Annotated in this window: 15 protein-coding genes; 9 read left to right on the forward strand and 6 right to left on the reverse strand. The window is 62.3% G+C overall.

The annotated features are described in order from the left end of the window. Positions 1-487 precede the first annotated feature (487 nt). From ACB033_RS03950 to ACB033_RS03965, 4 genes are all read left to right on the forward strand, one after another. Positions 488-1,258, forward strand: coding sequence for an ABC transporter ATP-binding protein (locus tag ACB033_RS03950; protein WP_005299631.1), 771 nt, complete (start codon positions 488-490; stop codon positions 1,256-1,258). A 64-nt stretch (positions 1,259-1,322) separates the two neighbouring features. After that, positions 1,323-2,096, forward strand: a complete 774-nt coding sequence (locus ACB033_RS03955) for an ABC transporter substrate-binding protein (protein WP_371140346.1) — start codon at positions 1,323-1,325, stop codon at positions 2,094-2,096. Positions 2,097-2,300: 204 nt separating this feature from the next. Beyond that, positions 2,301-3,041, forward strand: a complete 741-nt coding sequence (locus ACB033_RS03960) for an ABC transporter permease (RefSeq protein ID WP_011705576.1) — start codon at positions 2,301-2,303, stop codon at positions 3,039-3,041. Between the two features lie 3 nt (positions 3,042-3,044). After that, the gene (locus tag ACB033_RS03965) at positions 3,045-3,737 is read left to right on the forward strand and encodes an ABC transporter permease (protein WP_011705577.1); all 693 of its coding nucleotides are present in this window, start codon (positions 3,045-3,047) and stop codon (positions 3,735-3,737) included. 52 nt (positions 3,738-3,789) lie between these two features. On the opposite strand, the gene ACB033_RS03970 is transcribed toward ACB033_RS03965, so the two are convergent. The 3 genes from ACB033_RS03970 to ACB033_RS03980 all read right to left on the reverse strand — a co-directional run bounded on the left by ACB033_RS03970 (position 3,790) and on the right by ACB033_RS03980 (position 8,341). Beyond that, positions 3,790-4,431 (reverse strand): energy-coupling factor ABC transporter permease, encoded by a 642-nt coding sequence (locus tag ACB033_RS03970; protein WP_336290388.1) that lies wholly within the window; start codon positions 4,429-4,431, stop codon positions 3,790-3,792. Between the two features lie 86 nt (positions 4,432-4,517). Then, positions 4,518-5,336, reverse strand: a complete 819-nt coding sequence (gene pflA / locus ACB033_RS03975; RefSeq protein WP_017765948.1) for a pyruvate formate lyase 1-activating protein — start codon at positions 5,334-5,336, stop codon at positions 4,518-4,520. A gap of 65 nt (positions 5,337-5,401) precedes the next feature. Beyond that, positions 5,402-8,341, reverse strand: a complete 2,940-nt coding sequence (locus ACB033_RS03980) for an EAL domain-containing protein (RefSeq protein ID WP_371140347.1) — start codon at positions 8,339-8,341, stop codon at positions 5,402-5,404. Between the two features lie 134 nt (positions 8,342-8,475). Here ACB033_RS03980 and ACB033_RS03985 point away from each other — a divergent pair, with 134 nt between their 5' ends. From ACB033_RS03985 to pbpC, 3 genes are all read left to right on the forward strand, one after another. Beyond that, a complete protein-coding gene (locus ACB033_RS03985) occupies positions 8,476-10,164 on the forward strand; it encodes an FAD-dependent oxidoreductase (RefSeq protein ID WP_371140348.1) in 1,689 nt (562 codons plus the stop codon). Between the two features lie 165 nt (positions 10,165-10,329). After that, entirely contained in the window at positions 10,330-15,219 is a 4,890-nt protein-coding gene (locus ACB033_RS03990; RefSeq protein WP_371140349.1) for an alpha-2-macroglobulin, read from the forward strand. A 10-nt stretch (positions 15,220-15,229) separates the two neighbouring features. Continuing rightward, positions 15,230-17,629 carry a penicillin-binding protein 1C gene (gene pbpC / locus ACB033_RS03995; protein ID WP_139725619.1) on the forward strand — a complete coding sequence of 800 codons (2,400 nt, stop codon included), beginning with the start codon at positions 15,230-15,232 and terminating at the stop codon, positions 17,627-17,629. Between the two features lie 101 nt (positions 17,630-17,730). Here pbpC and ACB033_RS04000 read toward each other — a convergent pair whose 3' ends face one another. Further along, positions 17,731-18,690 (reverse strand): hypothetical protein, encoded by a 960-nt coding sequence (locus tag ACB033_RS04000; protein ID WP_017779355.1) that lies wholly within the window; start codon positions 18,688-18,690, stop codon positions 17,731-17,733. Positions 18,691-18,868: 178 nt separating this feature from the next. Between ACB033_RS04000 and thiI the strand changes: the two genes are divergently transcribed. Further along, entirely contained in the window at positions 18,869-20,317 is a 1,449-nt protein-coding gene (gene thiI, locus ACB033_RS04005; RefSeq protein ID WP_005299656.1) for a tRNA uracil 4-sulfurtransferase ThiI, read from the forward strand. A 73-nt stretch (positions 20,318-20,390) separates the two neighbouring features. Here the strand turns inward: thiI and ACB033_RS04010 are convergent, their stop codons facing one another. After that, a complete protein-coding gene (locus tag ACB033_RS04010) occupies positions 20,391-20,747 on the reverse strand; it encodes a hypothetical protein (RefSeq protein WP_010634335.1) in 357 nt (118 codons plus the stop codon). A 136-nt stretch (positions 20,748-20,883) separates the two neighbouring features. Further along, positions 20,884-21,516 (reverse strand): trimeric intracellular cation channel family protein, encoded by a 633-nt coding sequence (locus ACB033_RS04015; protein WP_011705587.1) that lies wholly within the window; start codon positions 21,514-21,516, stop codon positions 20,884-20,886. Between the two features lie 415 nt (positions 21,517-21,931). Here ACB033_RS04015 and flaA point away from each other — a divergent pair, with 415 nt between their 5' ends. After that, positions 21,932-22,843: a flagellin A gene (gene flaA / locus ACB033_RS04020; protein ID WP_010634334.1), complete on the forward strand. Its 912-nt coding sequence runs from the start codon at positions 21,932-21,934 to the stop codon at positions 22,841-22,843. The last annotated feature ends 546 nt before the right edge of the window (positions 22,844-23,389 follow it).

Genomic DNA, 23,389 nt, shown 5'->3' on the forward strand with positions numbered 1-23,389 from the left:
CTTATTGGCCCTGTGTCACATATTTGTGTGTTTGCCTGCCTCATCCGGAACTTTTTTATCGATTTGTTATGTTTCTGGTATGAAATGAGGCCCCGTTTCGGGGCATCTACCCACCCTGGTGCAACCCGAAAACGGCGCGAGTCGGCGATTTTTCAACGGGATGCGAGGGCGGGGGTGGTGAATAAAGCCACTTCGGCTGCCTTATGGCATGATGGGCGGAATTTTCTTGCCAGTAGTGCGCTGCGGGTATAAAAAGGCGGTGTCGTCGAACCGGTGTGATTAGCATTTTATGCAGACAAAGTGCTGAAAAATACCTGTTTGGCCAATAAAAATACAGACAAAACACCAAAGACCTCGGTTCTGTATTGTTTTTTGACTATCCGAGTGATATTTTCGCTGAAGGTTGCCATCGGTTAACTTTTTGTTAAATAAGCGATGGCGTGAGTCACGCCCCAGCGGCGTCTAGGGACAGACAAGGTTGTAATGGATGAGCGACGTTGCCGCACTGGAAGTTCGTGATCTGCACAAGTATTTCGGCACCCACGAAGTGCTCAAGGGCATCGATATGACCGCCCACAAGGGGGATGTCATCTCCCTTATCGGCTCCTCCGGCTCGGGGAAGTCGACCTTTCTTCGCTGTATCAATCTGCTGGAAACACCCTCTTCCGGCACGGTTTCCCTCCATGGCGAGCTTATTCGCATGAAAACCAACCGCACCGGTGAACGCCTGCCGGAAGACATGCGGCAGGTGGAGCGCATTCGCAGCCGGCTGGCCATGGTGTTTCAAAGCTTCAACCTCTGGTCCCACATGACCATCATGCAGAACATCATCGAGGTGCCGATCCAGGTGCTCAAGGTGCCCCGCGCCGAGGCCATTGCCAAGGCGGAACACCTGCTCAACCGGGTTGGATTGTGGGAGCGGCGCGACTACTACCCGGGTCACCTCTCCGGCGGCCAGCAGCAGCGGGCGGCCATCGCCCGGGCGCTGGCGGTGGAACCCGAGGTGATGCTGTTTGATGAACCCACCTCGGCGCTCGACCCCGAGCTGGTGGGCGAAGTACTCGGCCTGATGCGCGAGCTGGCCGAAGAGGGGCGCACCATGCTGGTGGTGACCCATGAGATGTCGTTTGCCCGCGATGTGTCGAACAAGGTAATGTTTTTGCACCAGGGCCGCGTGGAGGAGGAGGGCAATCCCAAGGAGATCTTCGCCCATCCCAAGTCCGAACGGTTCAAGCAATTCATCTCCTCCATCTATTGATGGACGGAGCTGAGCCCAACAATCTGCAATTGCAACAGTCGATGACTTTATCAAGGAGAGATACATGAACAAGCTGATGCTGGCGACTGCCATGGTTACTGCCCTGTCTTCCGGCAGCCTGATGGCCAAGGAGTGGAAAGAGGTGCGGATCGGGGTGGAAGGTGCCTATCCCCCCTTCTCCTGGACCGAGCCGAGCGGCGAGGTGAAAGGTTTCGACATCGACATCGCCAACGCCCTGTGCGAGGAGATGAAGGTGAAGTGCACCCTGATCAAGCAGGACTGGGACGGCATCATTCCGGCGCTGCTGTCGCGCAAGTATGACGCCATCATCGCCACCATGGACATCACCGAAGAGCGCAAGAAGAAGGTGGACTTCACCCAGAAGTACCAGCACATTCCGGCCCGCTTCGCCGCCAAGAAGGGCACCGAGATCAAGCTCGACAAGGAGTTCATGAGTGGCAAGACGGTGGCCGTGCAGCGCGCCACCTCCATGGACACCTATATCACCGACAACTTCCCCAACGCCACCATCAAGCGTTACGGCACCGCAGACGAGGCCTATCTCGATCTGAAATCCGGCCGGGTTGACTACGTGATGGCCGACTCCGCCGCCATCAGCGACGGCCTGCTCAAGAAAGAGGGTGGCGATGGGTTCGAGTTCATCGGCCCGAAACTGACCGATCCCAAGTGGTTTGGCGAGGGGGCCGGCATCGCGGTGCGCAAGGCCGACAAGGATCTGAAAGAGAAATTCAACGCCGCCATCCTGGCGCTGCGTGCCAACGGCAAGTACAAGGCGATCAACGACAAGTACTTCGACTTCGACGTATACGGCGAGTAACCCCGAAGGCGCGCTACCGCGGTAGCCGCCGGCGCAATTGCGGCGAATCATCACGACAGGTTGACCCTAGTCTGTAGTCATCGGGCCCGTTGTCTCTCGCAAGGGAGCGATGGGCCCGCTTAGTTGCAATGGAGCTGCATGTGTTTGGTTTGAAAGGATATTGGGTCGGAAGATTCTGCTCAATGAGTTGCAATGGAGCCGCATATGTTTGATTTGAAAGGATACGAAACCTCCCTGCTGGAGGGGGCCTGGGTCACCCTGGAAGTGGCGCTGGCCTCCCTGCTGCTGGCGCTGGTGCTCGGCATGCTGGGAGCGCTGGCCAAGCTCTCCCCCTACAAGTGGGCCCGTGGCTTTGCCACCGCCTACACCACCGTCATTCGCGGCATCCCCGATCTGGTGCTGATGATGCTGCTGTTCTTCGGCGGCCAGGTGCTCATCAACAACCTCTGTACCTGGGTCAACGAGAGCTACAACAATTACCTGCTGGCGAGTAATCCCAACCAGGAGTGGGTCTCCCTGCTGCCCGATTACATCGACATCAGCCCGTTTGCAGCCGGGGTCGCCACCATCGGCTTCATCTTCGGCGCCTACATGACCGAGACCTTCCGCGGTGCCATTCTGGCGGTGGACAAGGGCGAGCTGGAAGCGGCCCGCGCCTTCGGCATGCGGGCAACCCAGGTGTTTGTGCGGATCCTGTTTCCCCAGATGATGCGCCACGCCCTGCCTGGGTTTGGCAACAACTGGCTGGTCTTGCTGAAAACCACGGCGCTGGTCTCCATCATCGGGCTCGATGACATGGTGCGCAAAGCGTCTCTGGCGGCGGGTTCGACCCAGCTGCCCTTCACCTTCTACATGGCGGTGGCCCTGATCTTCCTGATCTTCACTGCGGTCTCCACCTCGGCACTGAAATGGGCCGAGCGTCACTATGCGATAAAGACGAGGTAAGCCATGGATTTCTCAATCATTCTCACCGAATGGCCCACCTACTGGCAGGGCCTCTACACCACGGTGCTGCTGGTGGCGGCTTCCCTGATCCTCGGGCTGATGTTGGCGGTGCCGCTCGGTATCCTGCGCAACAGCCGCAACTGGCTGATCAAGGGGCCGATCTGGGCTTATATCTACTTCTTTCGTGGCACCCCGCTGCTGGTGCAGCTGTTCATCATCTACTACGGCGCCGCCCAGTGGGAGTGGCTGAAAAACAGCGTTGCCTGGGATCTGTTTGCCGAAGCCTGGTTCTGCGCCTTGCTGGCCTTCACTCTGAACACCGGGGCCTATACCGCCGAGATCGTGCGCGGCGCCGTGCTCAACATGCCCAAGGGGCAGATTGAAGCGGCCAACGCCTTCGGCATGACCCGCTGGCAGACCCTGACCCGGATCATTTTGCCCAACTCGTTTCGTCGGGCACTGCCGGCCTACAGCAACGAGGTGATCTTCATGCTGCAGGGCTCGGCGGTGGCAGGCATCATCACCATCGTCGATCTGACCGGCGCCGCGCGGATCATCAACTCCCGCTACTACAGTCCGTTCGAAGCGTTCCTGACCGCCGGCCTGCTCTACATGCTGCTGACTTTCGTCATCGTCTGGCTGTTCAAGAAGTGGGAAGCCCGCTGGCACGCCCACCTGCGCCCCCGCACCGTGTAATGGCCATAAAAAAAGCCCGCAATTTGCGGGCTTTTTTGTCGCTGCGTGTCCCTCAGCGGCCCAGGTATTCCCGGTCGAAGAAGGTGTTGACCCAGTGGGGGCGGTAGATGGCGAGCAGGGTCATGGTCATGCCGTTGAGCAGGGCTTCGGGGAAGAGCAGCAGTGGCCAGATGGAGAGGTAGTCGGCGCTGATGGTGTACCAGGGGTAGGTGTCGCTAAGGCCCATCAGCAGGGCGCTGGCCACCACCTTGACCGAGATGGAAAGGGCGCCGCCAAGAAAGGCCACCACGAACAGATAGACGAACAGGTGGCGCGGCAGCCAGGCCCAGCTGGCCAGAAACAGCAGCCAGGTGGTGGCGACCGGCAGGGCCACGCCGATGAGGGCCTGCCAGCCGATGTCGGCCAGGGGGATGACCCTGAAGTAAGAGAGGACCAGCAGGGTGAGGCAGGGGGCGAGCAGGGCGAGGCGCCAGCCCAGCAGCAGGGTCAGGCTGGTGAGGCCGAGAAAGTGCACCTCCAGCCCGTCGTGCAGGCCGGCCCGCAGGGTCCAGAGCGGCACCAGCACGATGGCGCCGCCGAGGCAGAGGTGCTGGTAGAGCGGATGGTCGTGGAGGGTGCGCAGCAAGGTGCCACGCAGGCTGAATGTGAGCAACAGTACCCAGAGCAGCAGGGCGGCGGCTTGTCCTTCACTCATGGCAGATCCTTGTCCGGTGACGGCATGCAGGTGGGCGAGGCCCGATGTGAAAGGGGCTGGCGTTTTCCCGGCCAGCCCCTGAGCTATCAGTATTTGACGTTGTTGTGGTACTTGGCGAGGATGCCCTGGACGCGGTCCATGGTCTCCTTGCTGGGGGGCTTGATCCCGGTGAGATCATAGGTGTCGCCCAGTACGTCCCACTTGTGCTTGCCGAGTTCGTGATAGGGCAGCAGCTCCACCTTCTCGACGCACTCTCCCAGTTCAGCGATGAACTGGCCGAGCCCTTCGGCGCTCTCGTCGTCGTCCGACCAGGTCGGCACCACCACATAGCGGATCCACATGGTCTTGCCCTTGGCGGCCAGGTAGCGGGCAAACTCCAGGGTGTACTTGTTGCTGACGTGGGTCAGCGGAATGTGCTTGTCGTCGTTGATCTGCTTGATGTCGAGCAGCACCAGATCGGTATTGTCGAGCACCTTGTCGAGTTGTTCGTCGTAGTGGCGCACGAAGCCGTTGGTATCGAGGCAGGTGTGGATGCCCTTCTCCTTGCAGGCTGCGAACAGTTCGGCGATGAAATTTTGCTGCAGCATGGCTTCGCCACCGGAGGCGGTGACGCCACCACCCGAGGCATTCATGAAGTGGCGATAGCTGGTGATGTCGCTCATCAACTCCGGCACTGTCACCTCGCGGCCGCCCTGGGTGTCCCAGGTGTCGCGGTTGTGGCAGTACTTGCAGCGCATCAGGCAGCCCTGCATGAACACGATGAAGCGTATTCCGGGGCCATCGACGGTGCCGCAGGTTTCAACGGAATGGATCCGGCCAATGACCCCGGATGTATCGGTGGTCACACTGGTTTCAGCGGCGGTGCCGCTGACTTCGACAGCAGGGATCCGATTAATGACAGACATAGACGACTCCAATGATTCGAGCAGGCCGTTATTTTATTACATAAAGCCCTATAAATCCTACATGTTTAGCCCGGAGCCGGGGCACCCAGCAGGCTCTCGAGGGCTTTGGCGGTGAGCGGCCTGCTGGTCAGGAAGCCTTGATAATGCTGGCAGCCTAGGGCTTTGAGGATGGCAAGCTGCTCTTCGTCCTCCACCCCTTCGGCGGTGACGGTAAAACGAAAAACCTTGGCCAGTTCCAGGATCGCCTTGACGATGGCCTTGTCCTGCTCGCTGTGCACCAGGGTCTGGATGAAGCTTCTGTCGAGCTTCACCTCGTCCGCCGGCAGATCGCGCAGATAGGCGAGCGATGAGTAGCCGGTGCCGAAATCATCGATGGAGAGCAGGATGCCGAGCTCCTTGAGCTGGCGCATCCTGGCGATGCTCTCCAGCCGGTTCTCCAGCACCACGGATTCGGTCACCTCCAGCAGCAGGCGGGAGGGGGGCACCCCGGTATCGCGCAATATGTATTCCACCTGCTGCACGAAGCCTGCGGTGTGGAACTGGCGGGCGCTGACGTTGACTGACAGATGGGGAATGGCCAACCCGCGGTTGAGCCAGAAGCTGTACTGGGCGCAGGCGGTTTTCATCACCCAGTAGCCGATGTCCTGGATGAGGCTGGTCTCCTCGGCGATGGGGATGAACTCTGCCGGCGGCACCATGCTGCCGTCGCTGCGCTGCCAGCGCAGCAGCGCCTCGATGCCGGAGAGAGCACCGTTGTCGACCCGGTATTGCGGCTGATAGTGCAGTTGCAGCTCGTGGTGGCGCAGGGCGTCGCGCAGCTGGTTGTTGAGCGCCAGCTTGCTCTTCTCCTTCTCCGCCATGGCCTCGCTGAAGAACACATAGTTGCCCTGGCCGGATCGTTTGGCCATGTGGGTGGCGGTGTCGGCCTGCTGCATCAGCACCAGGTGATCCTTGTCCTCGCTGGAGAAGAGGCTGATCCCCACCGAGGCGCTGCAGTGCAGCTTGTGATCCTCGATGTCGAACGGGATGCGAAATAGCCCCATCAGCTCGCGGGCGAAGTGTTCTGCCAGGATCTTGGCGGTGACATAACCCTGGCCCAGGGCGCTGAACAGCAGAGCGAACTCGTCCCCCGAGATGCGGGCCAGCACCAGGTTGTCCTGGGGCAGGGTCTTGAGCCGCTCCACCACCGCCTGCAGCAGCAGATCGCCGCAGGCATGGCCGAGGGAGTCGTTGATCGACTTGAAGTTGTCCAGATCCAGCAGCAGCAGGGCGCCCCACTGGCCGCTGGCCTCCTGCAGGGTGCGCTGTATGATGTCGTTGAGGCTGCGGCGGTTGTAGAGGCCGCACAGATCGTCGTAGTAGGCGAGCTGCTCGATGTGGCGCGCCGCCTCCTTTTCCTGGGTGATGTCGTAGAAGCTGCAGACATAGTGGCTGATCTCGCCGTGCTCATCCTGCACCCCGCTCACCATCAAGCGGACCGGGAACAGGTGACCATCCTTGTGCAGGCAGCGCTCTTCCCCCATCCAGAACTCCTGGGCCGCCACCGCCTCGCGCACATCCTGCGCCAGGTGATCGCCATAGTAGGTGGGCCTGAGCCGGACGATATGCTGGCCGATCATCTCATCGTCGGCAAAGCCGGTGATGCGGCCAAAGGAGCGGTTGACCTTGAGGATGATCCCCTTGTGATCCATCACCAGCAGACCGTCGTGGGTGTTGAAGGCCACCTCGGCCAGCCGCAGCGCATCGTCGGCGGCCAATCGTTGCAACTCGACGGCGGCCCGCTCGTGCTGGCTGCTGAGGGCGTCGAGCAGCGGCATGGGGTCGGCCAGTGGCGTGTCGAGCAGCAGAGTGAGCTGGCCGATGGGGGCGCCCTGCGAGCCGTGCAGCGGAATGCCGACATAGACGGGGGCATTGAGTGCCAGCAACTGGCTGGCCTGGGGATAGCGCAGGGGCAGGTCTTCCACATAGACAGCCTGGCCGTGCTGGAACAGCTCCTGGCCAGGCCCCGGGTCCATCTGGATGGGCTTGAGCACCGAGAAGGTCTCCCCCTCCAGCACGCAGCGCGGGATCATCCAGAGATCCTGGCCGCGCGGCTGGTACTCGCCAATCCAGCCGATGCGGGCGCCGCTGATGCCCATGGCCCAGCTCACCAGGGCGCGGCAGTAAGCGATGCCGGTCAGCAGGGTGAGCTCGGCAGGCAGCGTCAGCACGGCGGGCTGGACCGGTTCCGGCACAGGTTGCCAGTGGCCGAGCAACTGGGCGCTGTGACGTACCAGCTGCAGCATCTCTTCACTCAGCGGGGTGGCGTTGAGGAATTCGAGGCTCAGCACGCCGATGAGTTTTTCCTGCTCCAGCAAGGCTCCGTCCAGACGCGAGCTCACACCGGCATTGGCCAGATAGTAGTGCTGGCTCAGCATGGGCTGGTGCGCGGCTTCCGAAAAGCTCAGGGACTTGCGGGTGCGCAGGGCGCGGATGTAGCGACTGTCGCCGCGAATGGCGGCGACCTCGTCGGCCCCCAGGGTAAAGACTGGGGTCAGCTGCTCGCTGCCGAGGGGGCCGTTGGCCTGATAGTGCCAGAGGATGAGGCGATCGGCCCCCAGGCTCTCCTTGAGGGCCTCCAGCATGGCGGCAAACTGCTGCTGGCTCGCCATCTGGCTCAGGCGTGGCAGTTGCAGCGCCAGGTCGGCCACCGGCTCCTGGCGCAGGGTCTGCAGGCAGATGAGCCAGAAGGCATCTTGTTCGTGGGAGAGGGCAATGTGCCACTGCTGGCCGGCAAAGCGCAGCACCAGCTTGCCGCCATGGCCGCTGGCCAGCAACTGTTCGATAGGCAGGCGCAGCGCATCCGGCAACTGGGCCGGCCAGGGGCCTCTGGGCTCATCGAGCCAGTAGAGCGGGGTTTGCATCACATCGGTCAACGCGACCAGCCGTTGGCTGCGCACGTCCAGACGAAAGAACAGCGGTGTCTGGTTGGCAGAAGAGAGATGACTGAGCGCGGTTGACGACATGAACTGATAACATCCTGTTGAACGACTGTCGGGTGGCAAGAATACTGCAAAATCGGTGCAAACAAAATTTCATTGAAATCTAAATTAGAAAATACTAATTTAATGTCAATTTGTCGTTGACTGGAGTCTTGCTGATGAAACGGATCCTGATTGTAGGCGGGGTAGCGGGGGGCGCGTCTGCCGCCGCCAGAGCCCGCCGTCTGAGCGAAGAGGCGGAAGTTGTGATGTTCGAGCGGGGCGAGTTCGTCAGCTTCGCCAACTGCGGGCTGCCTTATCACATCGGTGGTGACATCCCCAACCGGGATGCCCTGCTGTTGCAGACCCCCCAAAGCTTCAAGCGCCGCTTCAACGTGGATGTGTGGGTCTTTCACGATGTCATCGAAATAGACAAGGCCGGCAAGAGCCTGCTGGTGCGTAACCTGCTGACCGGTGAAGAGCGGCGCGAAGCCTACGACGTGCTGCTGCTGAGCCCGGGCGCGGCCCCCATCCGGCCTCCCTTCCCCGGCATCGACAGCCCGGGGGTGCACACCCTGCGCAATATTCCCGACATGGATCGCATTCTGGCGGCGCTGGCGCACGATCAGCCGCGCCATGTCACCGTGGTGGGGGGCGGTTTCATCGGACTGGAGATGATGGAGGCGCTGCACCAGCGCAAGCTGGACGTCACTTTGCTGGAGCTCTCCGATCAGGTGATGGCGCCGGTGGATAAGGAGATGGCCAACATGCTCCATGCCCGCATCCGGGAGGAGGGGATCGACCTGCGCCTGCGCACCGGCCTCTCCGCCATCGAGAGTCTGGATGTGCTAGCGGAAAAAACCGCTGCCGTGGCCACTGAACAACGGGGTGGATTACGCCTGACCTTGAGCGATGGCACCCGGCTCGATACCGGGCTGCTGATCCTGGCCATCGGTGTCAAGCCAGAGACCCTGCTCGCCGCCAAGGCGGGGCTGGAGCTGGGGCCGCGCGGCGGCATCAAGGTGGACGCCGCCATGCGCACCTCGGATCCCTTCATCTATGCGGTGGGGGATGCGGTGGAGGAGACCGACTTCGTCACCGGCGAGTCTGTGCTGATCCCGCTGGCGGGGCCTGCCAATCGGCAGGGGCGCATCGCCGCCGACAACATGCTGGGCCGCGCCGAAACCTACAAGAAGACCCAGGGTACCGCCATCTGCAAGCTGTTCGATCTGGCGGTGGCCAGCACCGGGCTGAACGAGAAGCGGCTGCTGCAGCTGGGGCTGCCGTTCGAGAAGGCCTATGTCCACCCGGGCAGCCACGCCGGTTACTACCCCGGTGCTCACCCGGTCAGCCTCAAGCTGCTGTTTGCCCCGGATGGCAAGATTTACGGCGCCCAGGCCATCGGCAAGGACGGGGTCGACAAGCGCATCGACGTGCTGGCGGTGGCCCAGCGCGCCGGTCTCACCGTGTTCGATCTGCAGGATCTGGAACTCACCTATGCACCGCCCTTCGGCTCGGCCAAGGACGTGATCAACATGGCGGGCTTTGTGGCCAGCAACCACTTGAAGGGGGATACCCTGCTCTGCCACGCAGCCGAGGTAGAGGCTCGTCACCCCCATCAGCAGGTGCTGGACGTGCGCAATGGCCCCGAGCTCGACAAGCTGGGTCGCATTCCGGGGGCGATGCACATTCCTCTGGATGAGCTGCGCAATCGCCTTCATGAACTGCCCAAGGATAAAGAGCTGCTCATCAGCTGCCAGGTGGGCTTGCGCGGCCACGTGGCCTGTCGCCTGCTGAGCCAGCACGGCTTCAAGGTGAAAAACCTCTCCGGCGGCTTCAAGACCTGGCAGATGGCGGTGATGGAGTAACCCGCCACAGCCGCAAGCGAGCGCCGACCCCAGGGTCGGCGCTGTTGCATCTGGCGGGGGGCCGCCGGCGTTTTAACGCAATGAGCTTTGTGTCAAGCGAGCCTGATCCCTTATCCTGTTGGCTATTGCGCTGCACTGGCAGCGAGCCAATCAGGGATGACATTTATGCGCCGCGTCGACTCTCACCCTCGCTTCTCTCGTTCCTCACCACAACAGGTGGCCATCCCCGGGCGCCGCTGGCCGGCCCTGCTGCTGGCGGGGCTCACGGCGCTGCTGCTGAGCGGCTGCGGCCCCGACAAGCCTGTCGCCAATGAGCCGACCACACCGCCAGCTGCCCAGCAGGAGGTAGGGGCGTCAACTTCTGTAGTGCAGGCCAATGCCCGTCAATATCGGGATGCCCCGGCGCTGGCGCTGGTCTTCTCCGGCCCATTGGTGCCCAAGGCGAAGTGGCAGAGCTGGCTTTCTGTGAGTGAGGGAGGCAAGCAGGTGCAGGGGGAGTGGATCCTGGCCGATGATGGCCGCACCCTCTACTTCCCGAACGTGCAGCCCGATAAAAGTTACGAGGTGAGCCTCAAGGCGGGGCTGGGTCCATCCCCCCAGCGCTGGACCCTCAAGACCCGCCCGCTGGAGGCGGGAGCCTCCTTTACCGCGAGCGGCATGGTATTGCCGCTGCGCGACGAGCTGCGTCTGCCCATCAGCGCGGTCAACGTGGATGAGGTCAATATCGACTTCTTTCGGGTCGATGCGGAGTATCTGCCCCGTTTCTTGGCCGAGTATCGCCCGGGTGCCGGCATGGGCAACTGGGAGCTTGAGCAGATCACCAAGCGGGCCAAGCGGGTGTTCAGCGGCCGTTACGCGCTGGAGCTCGATGCCAACCGGCGCGAGACCCGCCTTATCAATGTGAAGGAGCCGCAACTGGCCGAGGCCGGCGTCTACTTTGCGGTGATGTCGCCCCTTGGCAACTACGACTGGCGCAAGGAGACCACCTACTTCGCGGTGAGCGACATGGGGCTCAGTGCCCGCCGCTACCGCGATCAGCTGGAGGTGTTCGTGAGCTCCCTGGCCAGCGCCGACCCGCTCAAGGATGTGCAACTCTCTCTGCTCGACGAGAAGGGCAACCGGCTGCAGGTGCAAACCACCGATCCGCAGGGCCATCGCCGCTTCGATCAGGTGCAGGGTGCTCGCCTGCTGCTGGCCGAGCAGGGCAACCATCTGGCGGTGCTGCGTCTCGACGGGGCGGCGCTCGATCTCTCCACCTTCGATCTCGGCACCCAGCCCTGGCAGGCCCAGCAGCTCTATCTGTTCAGCGGGCGCGACCTCTATCGCCCCGGCGAGCGGCTCGACAGCGAGATTTTGCTTAAAGGCCAGGATGGCCAGCTGCTGCCGGGGATGGCGGTGGAGCTGGAGGTGAAGCAGCCGGACGGCCAGCTGCTCGAGCAGAAACGGCTGCTGCCGGATAGCCTTGGCGCCGCTCACTACGGCCTGCGTTTGCCGGACGATGCGCCGCTCGGGCGCTGGACCATCAACCTCAAAACTGCCGCCGGCAGCCGCTTCGAGTGGCCCTTTCTGGTGGAGGAGTTTCTGCCGGAGCGGCTGAAACTGCAGCTTGGCAAGGGGCCGGATGGGGAAGTGACTAGTCTGGACGCCGCTCTCACTCTGCCGCTGCAAGGGGACTATCTCTATGGCGCGCCGGCCAGTGCCACCAAGGCGAAGGCGGAGGTGAAGTTAAGCCGCGCCACCATGCCCTTTACCCAATGGCAGGCGTTCACGCTGGGGGATGTGCTGCTCGCCGAGCAGGCCAAGGATCTTGAACCGCTGAATCTCACCCTGGATGCGCAGGGGCAGGGGACTTTTTCGCTGGCTGATGAGCTCGACAATGTGCGCGCCCTCGGGCCGCTGGAGGTGGCCTATCGGGTGTCGCTCGCCGAGCCAGGTGGCCGCGCCGTCAATCGCAGTCGCACCCAGTATGGCTGGCCCATGGGCAGCCAGTGGCCGGCCCTCAAGGCCGACTTTGTGGCGGATCGGGTAGAGGGGGGCAAGCCGCTCCCCTTCCAGATCCTCAACCTCGATGACAAGGGCCAGCCGGTGGCGGGGGCGGTGAAGGTGCGCCTTATCAACGAGTACCGCGACTACTACTGGCACTACGCCGATGGGGAGGGGTGGAAGTACGAGTTCAACAGCCAGCCCTATCTGGAGCAGGAGCAGACCCTGCAGCTGGATGGCAAGGGGCCGACCCCGCTCACGCTGCAACTGGCGGCGGGCTGGTATCGGTTGGAGGTGGAGAACAGTCAGGGCCATCAATCGAGCCTGCGGGTGGAGATCGGCAGTTACGCCTGGGGCGGCGGTGGCGAGCAGGCACGGCCTGACAAGATTGCCATCACCCTCGACAAGCGTGCCTATCAGGCGGGTGACAAGGCCAAAGTGACCCTGGTGGCGCCGCGCCCCGGCAAGGGCTTGCTGCTGGTGGAAGATGGCGACGGCCTGCGCTGGTGGCAGCGCATCGAGCTCAAAGGGGCCGGTGGCGATGCCAAGGATGCCCGCGGCGAGTTCGAGATCCCGGTCAGCCCCGAGTGGGAGCGTCATGACCTGCATATCTCGGCCCAGATCGCCGCGCCAGACAGTGCCTCCAAACCGTCCGGCAAGCAACAGGGGCAGAGCCTGCGCTCGGTCGGTCTGGTGCCGCTCACCCTGGATCGGGAAGCGCGCCGTCTGCCGCTCACCCTGAGTGCGCCGGACAAAGCGGTGCCGCTCACCCGGCTGGAAGTGACCGCCACCTCCACCCCCAACAGTCAGGGCCGCGTGGTGCTGGCCGCGGTGGATCGGGGCGTGCTCAACATCAGCGACTACCAGCCGCTCGACCCGTTCGAGATCTTCTTTGGCCGCAAGCGCTTCGCCCAAGATTTGTTCGACAACTACGGTCAGGTGATCCCGCCGCAAGATGGCAAGCTGGCCCGCCTCAATTACGGGGGCGACCGTGCGCCGCTGAAAAAGGGCGGCGCGCTGGAGAGCCGGGTCGAGATCGCAGCGCTGTGGAGCGGCGAGGTGAGTTTTGATGAGAGCGGCAAGGCGGTGATCCCGCTCGATTTGCCCAACTTCAACGGCGAGCTGGCGCTGATGGCGCTGGCCTGGAACGAACAGCAAGTGGGTGAGGCCGAGCGCGCCGTCAAGGTGGTGGCGCCCTTGGTGGCCGAGATTGGCTGGCCGCGCTTTGGCGCCAGAGGGGATGAGACCCGGGCACTGGTACAGCTGCGCAACATGAGTGGCGATGATCAGACCCTCTCCCTTGCCTGGACCCTCAATGGCGGGCTGAAAGCAAACGGTGAGCAGCCCGGCACCCTTTCCCTTAAAAATGGCGAAGAGCAGTGGCTGACCCTGCCGCTCACCGTGACCGGGGCGAGCGGTGTGGCAAGCCTGCAGTTGGCGGCCAACGGCAAGGATTTTGCCATCAGCCGCGACTGGACTTTGCCGCTGCGCTCCCCCTGGCCGGCCGAGACGCGTCAACGCTACCAGATGCTGGCCCCCGGCCAGCAGATGAGCTTTGCGCCAGCTGAGCTGGCCGGGCTGGATCGCGCCAACCTGCAGGGACTGCTCAGTCTCTCCGGTACCCCGCCCTGGGATCCGGCAGCCCAGTGGCAGGCGCTGGCCGGCTACCCCTATGCCTGTCTGGAGCAGACCCTGTCCCGTGCCTGGTCTTACTTGCTGACCACAGCCGATGAGCGGACCGCCTGGCGCAAACCCGCAGAGGGCAAGAAAGCGGTGAGTGAGGCGGATGTGCAACGCGCCCTGCTGCAGCGGCTGCAGCGGTTGCAACTGCCAAGCGGCGGTTTTGGCCTCTGGGATGGCCGCTCCGACGAGGAGCAGTGGCTCACCGCCTATGCCGCCGACTACCTGCTGGCGCGCAAGGAGGCAGGCGATGCAGTGCCGGAGGCGATGCTCAATCAGGCGCTGAACCGGCTGCAAAGCTATCTCACCGACAGCCAGTATGGCGAGCGCTGGAGCAGTGCCCCCGAGCACAGCCGGCTGGCCTATCAGGCTTACAGTGCCTATGTGTTGGCCCGGGTGGGCAAGGCGCCGCTCGCTACCCTGCGCCTTATCTGGGAGCAGCAGGCTGATCACGCTCGCTCCGGCTTGCCGCTCTTGCACCTCTCCCTGGCCCTCTCGGCCATGGGGGATGAACAGAACGCCGCCAAGGCCCTCAGCCGGGCATTGGCGACCGAGCGCGGTGACGACTATCTCGGGGATTATGGCTCTGCGCTGCGGGATCAGGCCCTTGAGCTCTCCCTGCTGCGCCAGCACAAGCTGGCTGCGGATCGCTGGCCCGCTCTCAGTGCCAAGGTGGCCGATACCCTGGCCCACCGTCAGTGGCTCAGCACTCAGGAGCGGCTCGCCCTGCTGCGACTCGCCCGCTTCGACCCGGCCGTCGACTGGCAGGCCAAGGTGACTTCCTCTCTTGGCAGTGGATCCCTGAGCGGTTCGGCTCCGCAGCAGCAGGGTGCCCCCGAGGCACTGGCGGCGAGCACCGTCACCAACGAGGGCAAGGGCTCCCTCTATGTGCAGCGTACCCTGATTGGCTACCCCGAACAGGCACCGGCACGGGTAAGCAAGGGAATGAGCGTGACCCGCAGCTGGTTCAACAGCGACGGTCAGCGTTTTGACCCGATCAAGGTGAAGGTCGGCGATCTGGTGGTGGTGCGACTCAATGTCAGCAGCGAATCGGCAGTGCCCGATGCCCTGCTGGTGGAGATGGTGCCCGCTGGCTTTGAGCTGGAGAACCCGGCCCTTGGCAATAGCATCAAGCTCGAAGAGCTCTCCATCGAGGGGAAACCGGCGTGGCAGAGCGAGTGGAACGACTATCTCAAGCATCAGGAGTTTCGCGACGACCGCTACACGGCGGCGCTGGATCTGAGCGAGGGGAGCAACCAGCAACTGGTCTACCTGATGCGGGCGGTGACGCCGGGTCGCTATCAGGTGCCGCCAACCCAGGTGGAGGATATGTACCGACCCGAGCTCAGGGCTGTGGGTGAGGATATCCACGAGGTAACGATTTCTGAGTAGCTGGCGCTTGATGGGTCGCAGACGCCCTCTGGGCTACGACCCCTCCCTTGAGCGGGTTCGCCCGCTCACTTTCTGGCAGCGTGGCTGGCTGAAATTGGGTCGCAGTGGTCGCGCTGGCGGGCGCTGGCTTGGTCGCCTGCCGCGCTGGCTGCGCTTTTCGGTGCTGGGAGTTGTAGCACTGCTCCTGTCATTGCTGGCGCTGGATCGCATTTTCCCGCCGCCACCGCTCGACCCTGCCTACGCGCGGGTGGTGCTCGACATGAAGGGGCGGCCGCTGCGGGCCTTTGCCGACACCAGCGGCGTGTGGCGCTACCCCGTGACCCTGGAGCAGGTCTCCCCCCGCTATATCGAGGCGTTGCTGGGTTACGAGGATCGCCATTTCTGGCGCCATCCCGGGGTCAATCCGGTGGCCATGGTGCGCGGGGTCTGGCAGTGGCTGCGCAACGGACGCGCCGTGTCGGGCGGCTCGACCCTCACCATGCAGGTGGCCCGCCTTATCGAGCCCTATCACAGGAGCGTGCCCGGCAAGTTGCGCCAGATGGCCCGTGCGCTGCAACTGGAGTGGCACTACGACAAGCGCACCCTGCTCACCGTCTACCTCAACCGGGCGCCGTTTGGCGGCAACCTGGAGGGGGTGCAGGCGGCAAGTTTTGCCTATCTCGGCAAGAGCGCCGCCAAGCTGACCCATGCCGAAGCGGCGCTGCTGGCGGTGCTGCCGCAGGCCCCCAGCCGCAACCGGCCGGACCGGCATCCCGAGCGGGCTCGCGTTGCCCGCGACAAGGTGATGCAGCGGCTGGTGGCGCAGGGCGTCTGGCCCGAACAGGCGTGGCTGGAGGGGCGTATCGAGCCGGTGCTGGCCCGCGGTCACTTCACGCCGATGGAGGCACCGCTGTTTGCCCGTCTCGCCGCCGACAATCAGGCCGGGGCGCTGGTGCACACGACCATAGACGGCGATCTGCAGCGCTGGCTGGAGGGACGGGTGGCGAGCTATATCCGCCGCTTCCCCGAGCAGACCTCTGCGGCGTTGCTGTTGGTAGATAACAAAACCATGGCGGTGCGTGCCTACGTGGGCAGCGCCGAGTATGGCAATTTGCGCCGCCACGGTTACCTCGACATGGTGCAGGCGATCCGCTCTCCCGGCTCTACGCTGAAACCCTTTATCTACGGCCTGGCCATGGACGAGGGGCTGGTGCACTCGGCCTCCCTGCTCTCCGATGCGCCAAGGCTGGGGTCTGATTATCGCCCCGCCAACTTTTCCGGCGCCTTTCAGGGGCCGGTGACCCTCGCTCAGGCGCTGCAGCAATCCCTCAACGTGCCGGCGGTGCAGGTGCTGGAGGCGCTCGGGGCCGACAAACTGGTCAGCCGCCTCGACAACGCCGGGGTGCGGCTTGCGCTCTCCGACAAACCCAATCCGGCAATCGCGCTGGGGGCGGCGGGCATTCGGCTTGAGCAGCTGGTGGCGCTCTACAGCGCACTGACCCGGCAGGGGCAGGTGGCGATGCCGGTCTGGCTGGCGGGGCAGCAGGCGGTGTCGCGCCCCTTGCTGAGTCCGGGAGCGGCCTGGATCATCTGGCAAATATTGAGCGCGCAGGGGCGCTCAGATCAGCCTTTTGCCAGTGAGGCGACCGGCCGGGTCAATCGACTGGCCTGGAAGACTGGCACCAGCTATGGCTATCGCGACAGCTGGGCGATGGGAGTCTCAGGTCGCTGGACCATAGGCGTCTGGTTGGGGCGCCCCGACGGTACCCCCATGCCCGGTTTCTACGGCCAGAGCGCGGCGGTGCCGCTGCTGCTCTCGGTCTACTCGCGACTGGCTGACAGCAGCCCCCTGCCGGCACAACCCAATACGGTGAGCGAGGCCGAAGTTTGCTGGCCGCTGGGGCGCAAGGCGAGCGCGCCCCTGCCAGAGACTTGTCTGCAGCGCCAGAGTGCCTGGTTGCTGGAAGGACGCGATCCCCCCACCTTGCCGGATCCCATGGATTGGCCCTCGCCGCTGCGCCAGGTTGCGCTGACCAAGGAGGGCAAACCGACCCTGTCACGCTGCCAGGATGCGGCGCAATCTGGTTTTCGGGCCCTCTGGCCGCTGTCGCTGGAGCCGTGGCGGGGGCCTGCAGAGCGGCGCCAGGCGCTGCTGGCGAGTGGTTGCAAGGGGGAGGGGCAGAGCACCGAGCTGCAGGCACCCATTCGCATCTTGGCGCTGGGGGAGGGCAACCTTGTTCGCAGCCAGCGCTATCGGCTGCAGCCCAAGGTGCTGGGGGGTGTCGGCAAACCGGCCTGGTTTCTCAACGGTCAGCGGCTGCGCTGGGACGGGGATCAGGTGCTGAGCGAGGCGGGTCGTTATCAGCTAGTGGTGGTGGACGAGGCGGGCAACAGCGATCGCATCGAGTTTCGCTTGGAAAATCCCTCCTGAGGGGAGGCGCCTCTCTTTGGGGTGTCAGAATATTGACTACATCGGGGGATGACTCCGATGCCGTCAGCGGATTGTCGATTTACCCGCAGGGCGTCGCGGGCTCAGGGTTTGACCTGCCCCAGCCGGGTGAAGAAGTGTTGACTCTTGCGCTGGTGGAAGTGGCTCTTCTTGATGGAGTGAAACACCAGCTTGCTGTCCGGGTGGCTCGCCTTGAGGCGATGGATCATCGCCATGGCCGGTAAGCCAGTACTGACGAGCGTGGTGAGCGGCAGACTCTGGGTCTGCGGCCCCAGCAGCTGGTTGAGCCCCTGCTGCGCCTGCTCGAAGCGGGTCAGCGCGGCGGGCTCGGCGTAGCCGCTGCCCAGCATGGCGAGCAGGGCATTGAGCGCCTGATTAAACTCGGCCAGCTGCTGGCGAAAGCCGCTGCGACTGCGCAGGGCGATCAGTTCTGCAAACGGGATGTCGGCCAAGTGAGTGGGCACTTGCAGCGGGATTTCGAGGTGGAAGCAATCCTGACCCCCCCGGTTGTGGTAGCGGGATTCGAGCAGGTGGAGCAGCCGGTCCAGATAGTCGTGATCGGTGATGAGGGCTCCCTCATTGGCGAGTGCCCACTCGCGGGCGAGCCGCATGGAGATCAGGTTGGCAAAGCGCCGTGCCATCCTGAACCCGCCCTCCTCCCGGCTGGCGAAACCGTGAGCCAGGCAAAAGCCGTGCAGCCGCTCCAGCCCCGCCTGGGCCGGGCAGAAGCAGTCGTGGTTGGCCGGCGAGCGCCAGCGACCGATCAACTCCTTGTTGCCAAACACCTTGTGACGCACGAAGTTGGGGGCGAGCAGGCTGCTCAGCTGACTCTCCAGCTGGGGAGTGATGGCGGCAAAGAAGGCGGCATCCGGCCGCTCGGCCAGCAGATCCGTCTCCTGTTCGAGCGTCTGCAGCAGGGCGGTGAGGCCGCTCTTCTCACTGACGGTGAAGACGAAGGCGAGCCGCTCCAGATAGAGCAGGGCAAACTTGAGCCACAGCTCGTCGCGCACTTCCATGCCGGGGTAGTAGATGTAGGTCTTCATCGAATGGGTCTGTGGTCAGGAATGTTGCCGGGACGCAGGTTCGGGAATATACGCAAGATTGCCTCGCTGCGGCAAACATTGCGTGGGGGAATGTGAGCAAACGCTCATCCAGTAGGCGCTGGCCACAAAGTTCTGATATAATTCGCGCCCTTAAATCAAGGTCACCCGAGTCATTACCATGAAGTTCATTATCAAGCTGTTCCCGGAAATCACCATCAAGAGCAAGTCGGTTCGCCAGCGTTTCATCAAGATCCTGCAGGGCAATATCCGCAATGTCCTGCGCCGCTTCGACGACGATGCCCGGGTGCGGATGGATTGGGACAAGCTGATCGTGAGCTCCCGCAATGACCAGTTCCGTGAACAGGCCATCGAAGCCCTGGCCTGTATTCCCGGCATTCAGGCTTTCCTCGAGGTGCAGGCCAGCAAGTTTACCGACCTGCACGACATCTTCGAGCAGGTGAAAGCCGTGTGGGGTGACCAGCTCGAGGGCAAGACCTTCTGTGTGCGCGCTAAGCGCCACGGCAAGCACGAGTTCTCCTCCCTCGAAGTGGAGCGCTACGTGGGCGGTGGCCTGAACCAGCACTGCGTGAGCAACGGCGTGCGCCTCAAGAACCCGGATGTGAAGATCAACCTCGAGATCGACGGCGAAGAGCTGTTCATCGTCAGCGCCATCCACCAGGGTCTGAGCGGCATGCCTATCGCTACCCAGGAAGATGTGTTGAGCCTCATCTCCGGCGGTTTTGACTCCGGTGTTGCCTCCTTCCAGTTCATCAAGCGCGGCTGCCGGGTGCACTACTGCTTCTTCAATCTGGGTGGTGCCGCTCACGAGATTGGCGTCAAGCAGGTGGCCTATCACCTGTGGAACCGTTTCGGCTCTTCCCACCGGGTGCGTTTTACTGCGGTGGACTTCGAGCCTGTGGTGGCCGAGATCCTCGAGAAGATCGACAACGGCCAGATGGGCGTGGTGCTCAAGCGGATGATGATGCGCGCCGCCGCCAAGGTGGCCGACGAGTTCCAGATCCCGGCGCTGGTGACCGGTGAGTGCGTGGGTCAGGTCTCCAGCCAGACCCTCACCAACCTGAACGTCATCGACCGGGTGACCGACAAGGTGATCCTGCGCCCGCTCATCACCTGGGACAAGCCGGACATCATCAGTGAAGCTCGCCGCATCGGCACCCTGGAGTTCGCCGAGACCATGCCGGAGTATTGCGGCGTCATCTCCAAGAAGCCGACCGTGAAGGCCGATCTGGCCCGCATTGAAGAGGAAGAGGGCAACTTCGACTTCGCCATTCTGGACAAGGTGGTGGCCGAGGCCCGTTACCTCGACATTCGTCGCATCGGTGAAGAAACCGCCGCCGAGGTGCAGGAAGTGGAGACCACCGCCGAGAGTGGTGACAACGAGGTGATCCTGGATATCCGCTCCATGGATGAGCACGACGAGAAGCCGTTGCTGGTGGAAGGGCGTGAGGTCATGCATATCCCCTTCTTCAAGCTGGCCACCGCCTTTGGCGATCTGCCGAAAGAGAAGACCTACCTGCTCTACTGCGATCGCGGCGTGATGAGCAAGCTGCAGGCGCTCTACCTGAAAGAGAAGGGCTTTGCCAACGTCAAGGTGTACCGTCCGTAAGGTGACGTTCACGCATGCATAAAAAAATCCGGCCAATGTGCCGGATTTTTTTATTTCACTTGCAGGTTGAGGCTCAAGGGCAGGGAACCGGGGTAAAGGTGGACTGCCCCTGGCAGCGCCACCCCATTTCGGCCTGGCGCATCTGCCACAGGTTGTTGCTGCGAAACAGGGTCAGGATGTAGATCATGTCGCTCTTGGTGCCATCGAGGGCGACCGAGAGCACCAGATCGTTGTCCAGCTGCTGCGCCTGGATGCGACTGGGTATGTCGCTGTGGCCGACGAAACGCAGGGCCACTTCACGATAGTCATTGACCCAGCTCTGCTGGGCGGTGCTTGCCTGACGGATCTGCTGGTTGAACTGCTGCACCGGGGTGGACGCGAGCCGACCAAACAGTACCTGGGCTTCAGCCTGCGCCGTTGCCACATTCATCAGTAACAGTGATGCGATGAGTCCAAGTTTTTGCATGAGGGATTCCGGCTTACAACACTGCATCCTATGACAACAGAAAAGCCTGCTTGGTTCAACGCAACCGGGTCGGGAGTGCGACCTGACGCCGGTTGTGAGGTCAATTGCGCTGCAGCGAGAAGGTAGGCAGTGACAGATGCCAGTAGATGGCGGCCACCCGTAAACCGAACACCGCCGTCATGCAGATGAGCATGGCGGTCACCCGATCCACGTTTATCTCCAGCGCCAGGGTATAGAGGATGCCCCCCAGGATGCAGGCGGTGGCATAGATCTCCTTTTGCAGCACCATGGGCACCTCCCGGGCCAGCACGTCACGGATCATGCCGCCGGCCACCCCTGTCATGGTGCCCATCAATACGGCGATCAGCCCCGATGTACCAAAGTTGAGGGCTTTTTGTGCCCCGATCACGGTAAAGAGCGCCAGCCCGAAGGCGTCGGCGACCGGCAACACGTACCAGGGCATGCGACGGGGCAGCTTGACCATCCACATGCCGATCAGTGCCGTGGCGATCACCACCCAGATGTAGAGAGGGTCCCGTACCCAGAAGACGGGGGTGGCCCCCAGGATCATGTCGCGGATGGTGCCGCCGCCGATGGCGGTGACCGCCGCCAACACCATGACGCCAAAACCGTCCATCCTGAGACGGCCCGCCACCAGTACGCCCGAAAACGCGAATACCGCAGTACCAAACATGTCGCTGATGTAAACAATCTGCTCAACCAGTGTCTGCATGGAGAACAACTCACGTCCAATTGTTGATGGGGCCGCGATTTTAGGGGGGATTGCGGCCTCTGACCAATGGCTGCCTGCAAGAAGTGGGAGCCAGACCAAGTTTTTCTCGGCCGCGCTGGCGCCAGCCAGCGCGATGCATCTGAGCGGCGTCATGTTGTAGGGGAGGTGGACATAGACCTGCGCCCGGCCCGTTGTCGCAAGCCTGATGAATTCAATGAGCAAAACAGGGCACTTTTTTCCTCAAGTTCAGCCGGAACATGCCGATATATAGGGTAAGCGGCGTTAATGCGATGAAGCGTTGAAAATAATGCTAAAGACATCGAAAAAGAGGCCGTTAAATAAGAAGCATCGAACAGGAAAGACAATAAAGTTCGAGCAAATTAAATAGTAAATTTAATAGCTTAGGAGAATAGTCATGGGTCTTTATATCAATACGAACGTTTCATCGCTTAACGCCCAGCGTAACCTGATGAACACCAACAAATCTCTGGATACATCCTACACCCGTCTGGCATCCGGTCTGCGCATCAACAGCGCCAAAGACGATGCCGCCGGTCTGCAGATTTCCAACCGTTTGACCTCCCAGATCAATGGTCTGGATCAGGGCAACCGCAACGCCAACGACGGTATCTCCGTCGCCCAGACCGCCGAAGGCGCCATGGATGAAATCACCTCCATGCTGCAACGGATGCGTACCCTGGCCCAGCAGTCTGCCAACGGCTCCAACAACACGGATGACCGTACCGCGTTGCAGCAAGAGTACACTCAGCTGATGACTGAAATCGACCGGGTAGCCAAAGACACCACCTTCGGTGGCCAGAACCTGCTCAAGGGCGGTTATGTGGGCTCCTTCCAGGTCGGTGCCGACGCCGGTCAGACCATCACGTTCCGGATGACCACTGCCTTCAGCATCTCTGGCATGGCTTCCGCAACCAGCGGCAGTGCGGCAGTGACGACCACTACCTCGGGCGAGCCTTATAAAATCACAAAAACTGCAGGTACGCCGGTGAGTTCTACCAGCATGTCGACCATTACGGCGGCAAGCTCTGCCCAGTCGGCCATGGCCAACCTGGATTACATGATCAAGGTGGTGGATAGCAAGCGTGCCGAACTGGGTGCGGTGCAGAACCGGTTCGATTCGACCATTCGCAACCAGGCGAACGTCTCTGAAAACGTCAGTGCCGCTCGTTCACGGATCCGCGACGCAGACTTCGCGACCGAGACCGCCAATCTGACCAAGCAGAACATTCTGCAACAGGCAGCCTCGACCATACTGTCTCAGGCAAACCAGCGTCCGCAGTCAGCACTCTCCCTGCTGCAGGGCTGATAAAAGAAAACAGGGCGGTTGTTCAGGCCGCCCTGGTCAAGAGATGGAACAAAGGGGTGTTCGGTTCGCACTCTGTTCTATCGGGAGAGAATCTATTCTCTACTAGTAAAGCCAAGTGTTGTACAGCTGTTCAGTTCTGTCACGCTTGGTCATATTCTCCTGAGCGTATGCTCGTTTTAGGCCGGATCTTCCGGCCTCTTTTTATTGTGCCGTCAAATTGACGCCACTCCCCCATATCAAAGCACAAACTGTGCCAACCCTCAGAGTTCATCTCTGTCACGCCGGCTTTAGGCCCTGCTCCCGATAACGGGAGACTGCTCGCCGTCATTTTGCCGCTTGCCGGATAAAACTTGCCGCCTTCGGCAATTATTTTCCTAAAGCTTGTCGCTGCGCTGCCGTTAAATAAAGTGAAGCAATCGAGGGGTGTTCGGAATCCAACGTTTGCACTACTGCGGGTGACCTGTCCGTTCAAACAGACACCCGCCAGAAGAATCAGGCTCGTTCAACCTGTTCTTCTAACGGTGGGACGCCGCTTTGGCGGTGCAA

Source organism: Aeromonas sp. S15(2024) (genome assembly GCF_041402265.1).
Classification (GTDB): domain Bacteria; phylum Pseudomonadota; class Gammaproteobacteria; order Enterobacterales; family Aeromonadaceae; genus Aeromonas; species Aeromonas dhakensis.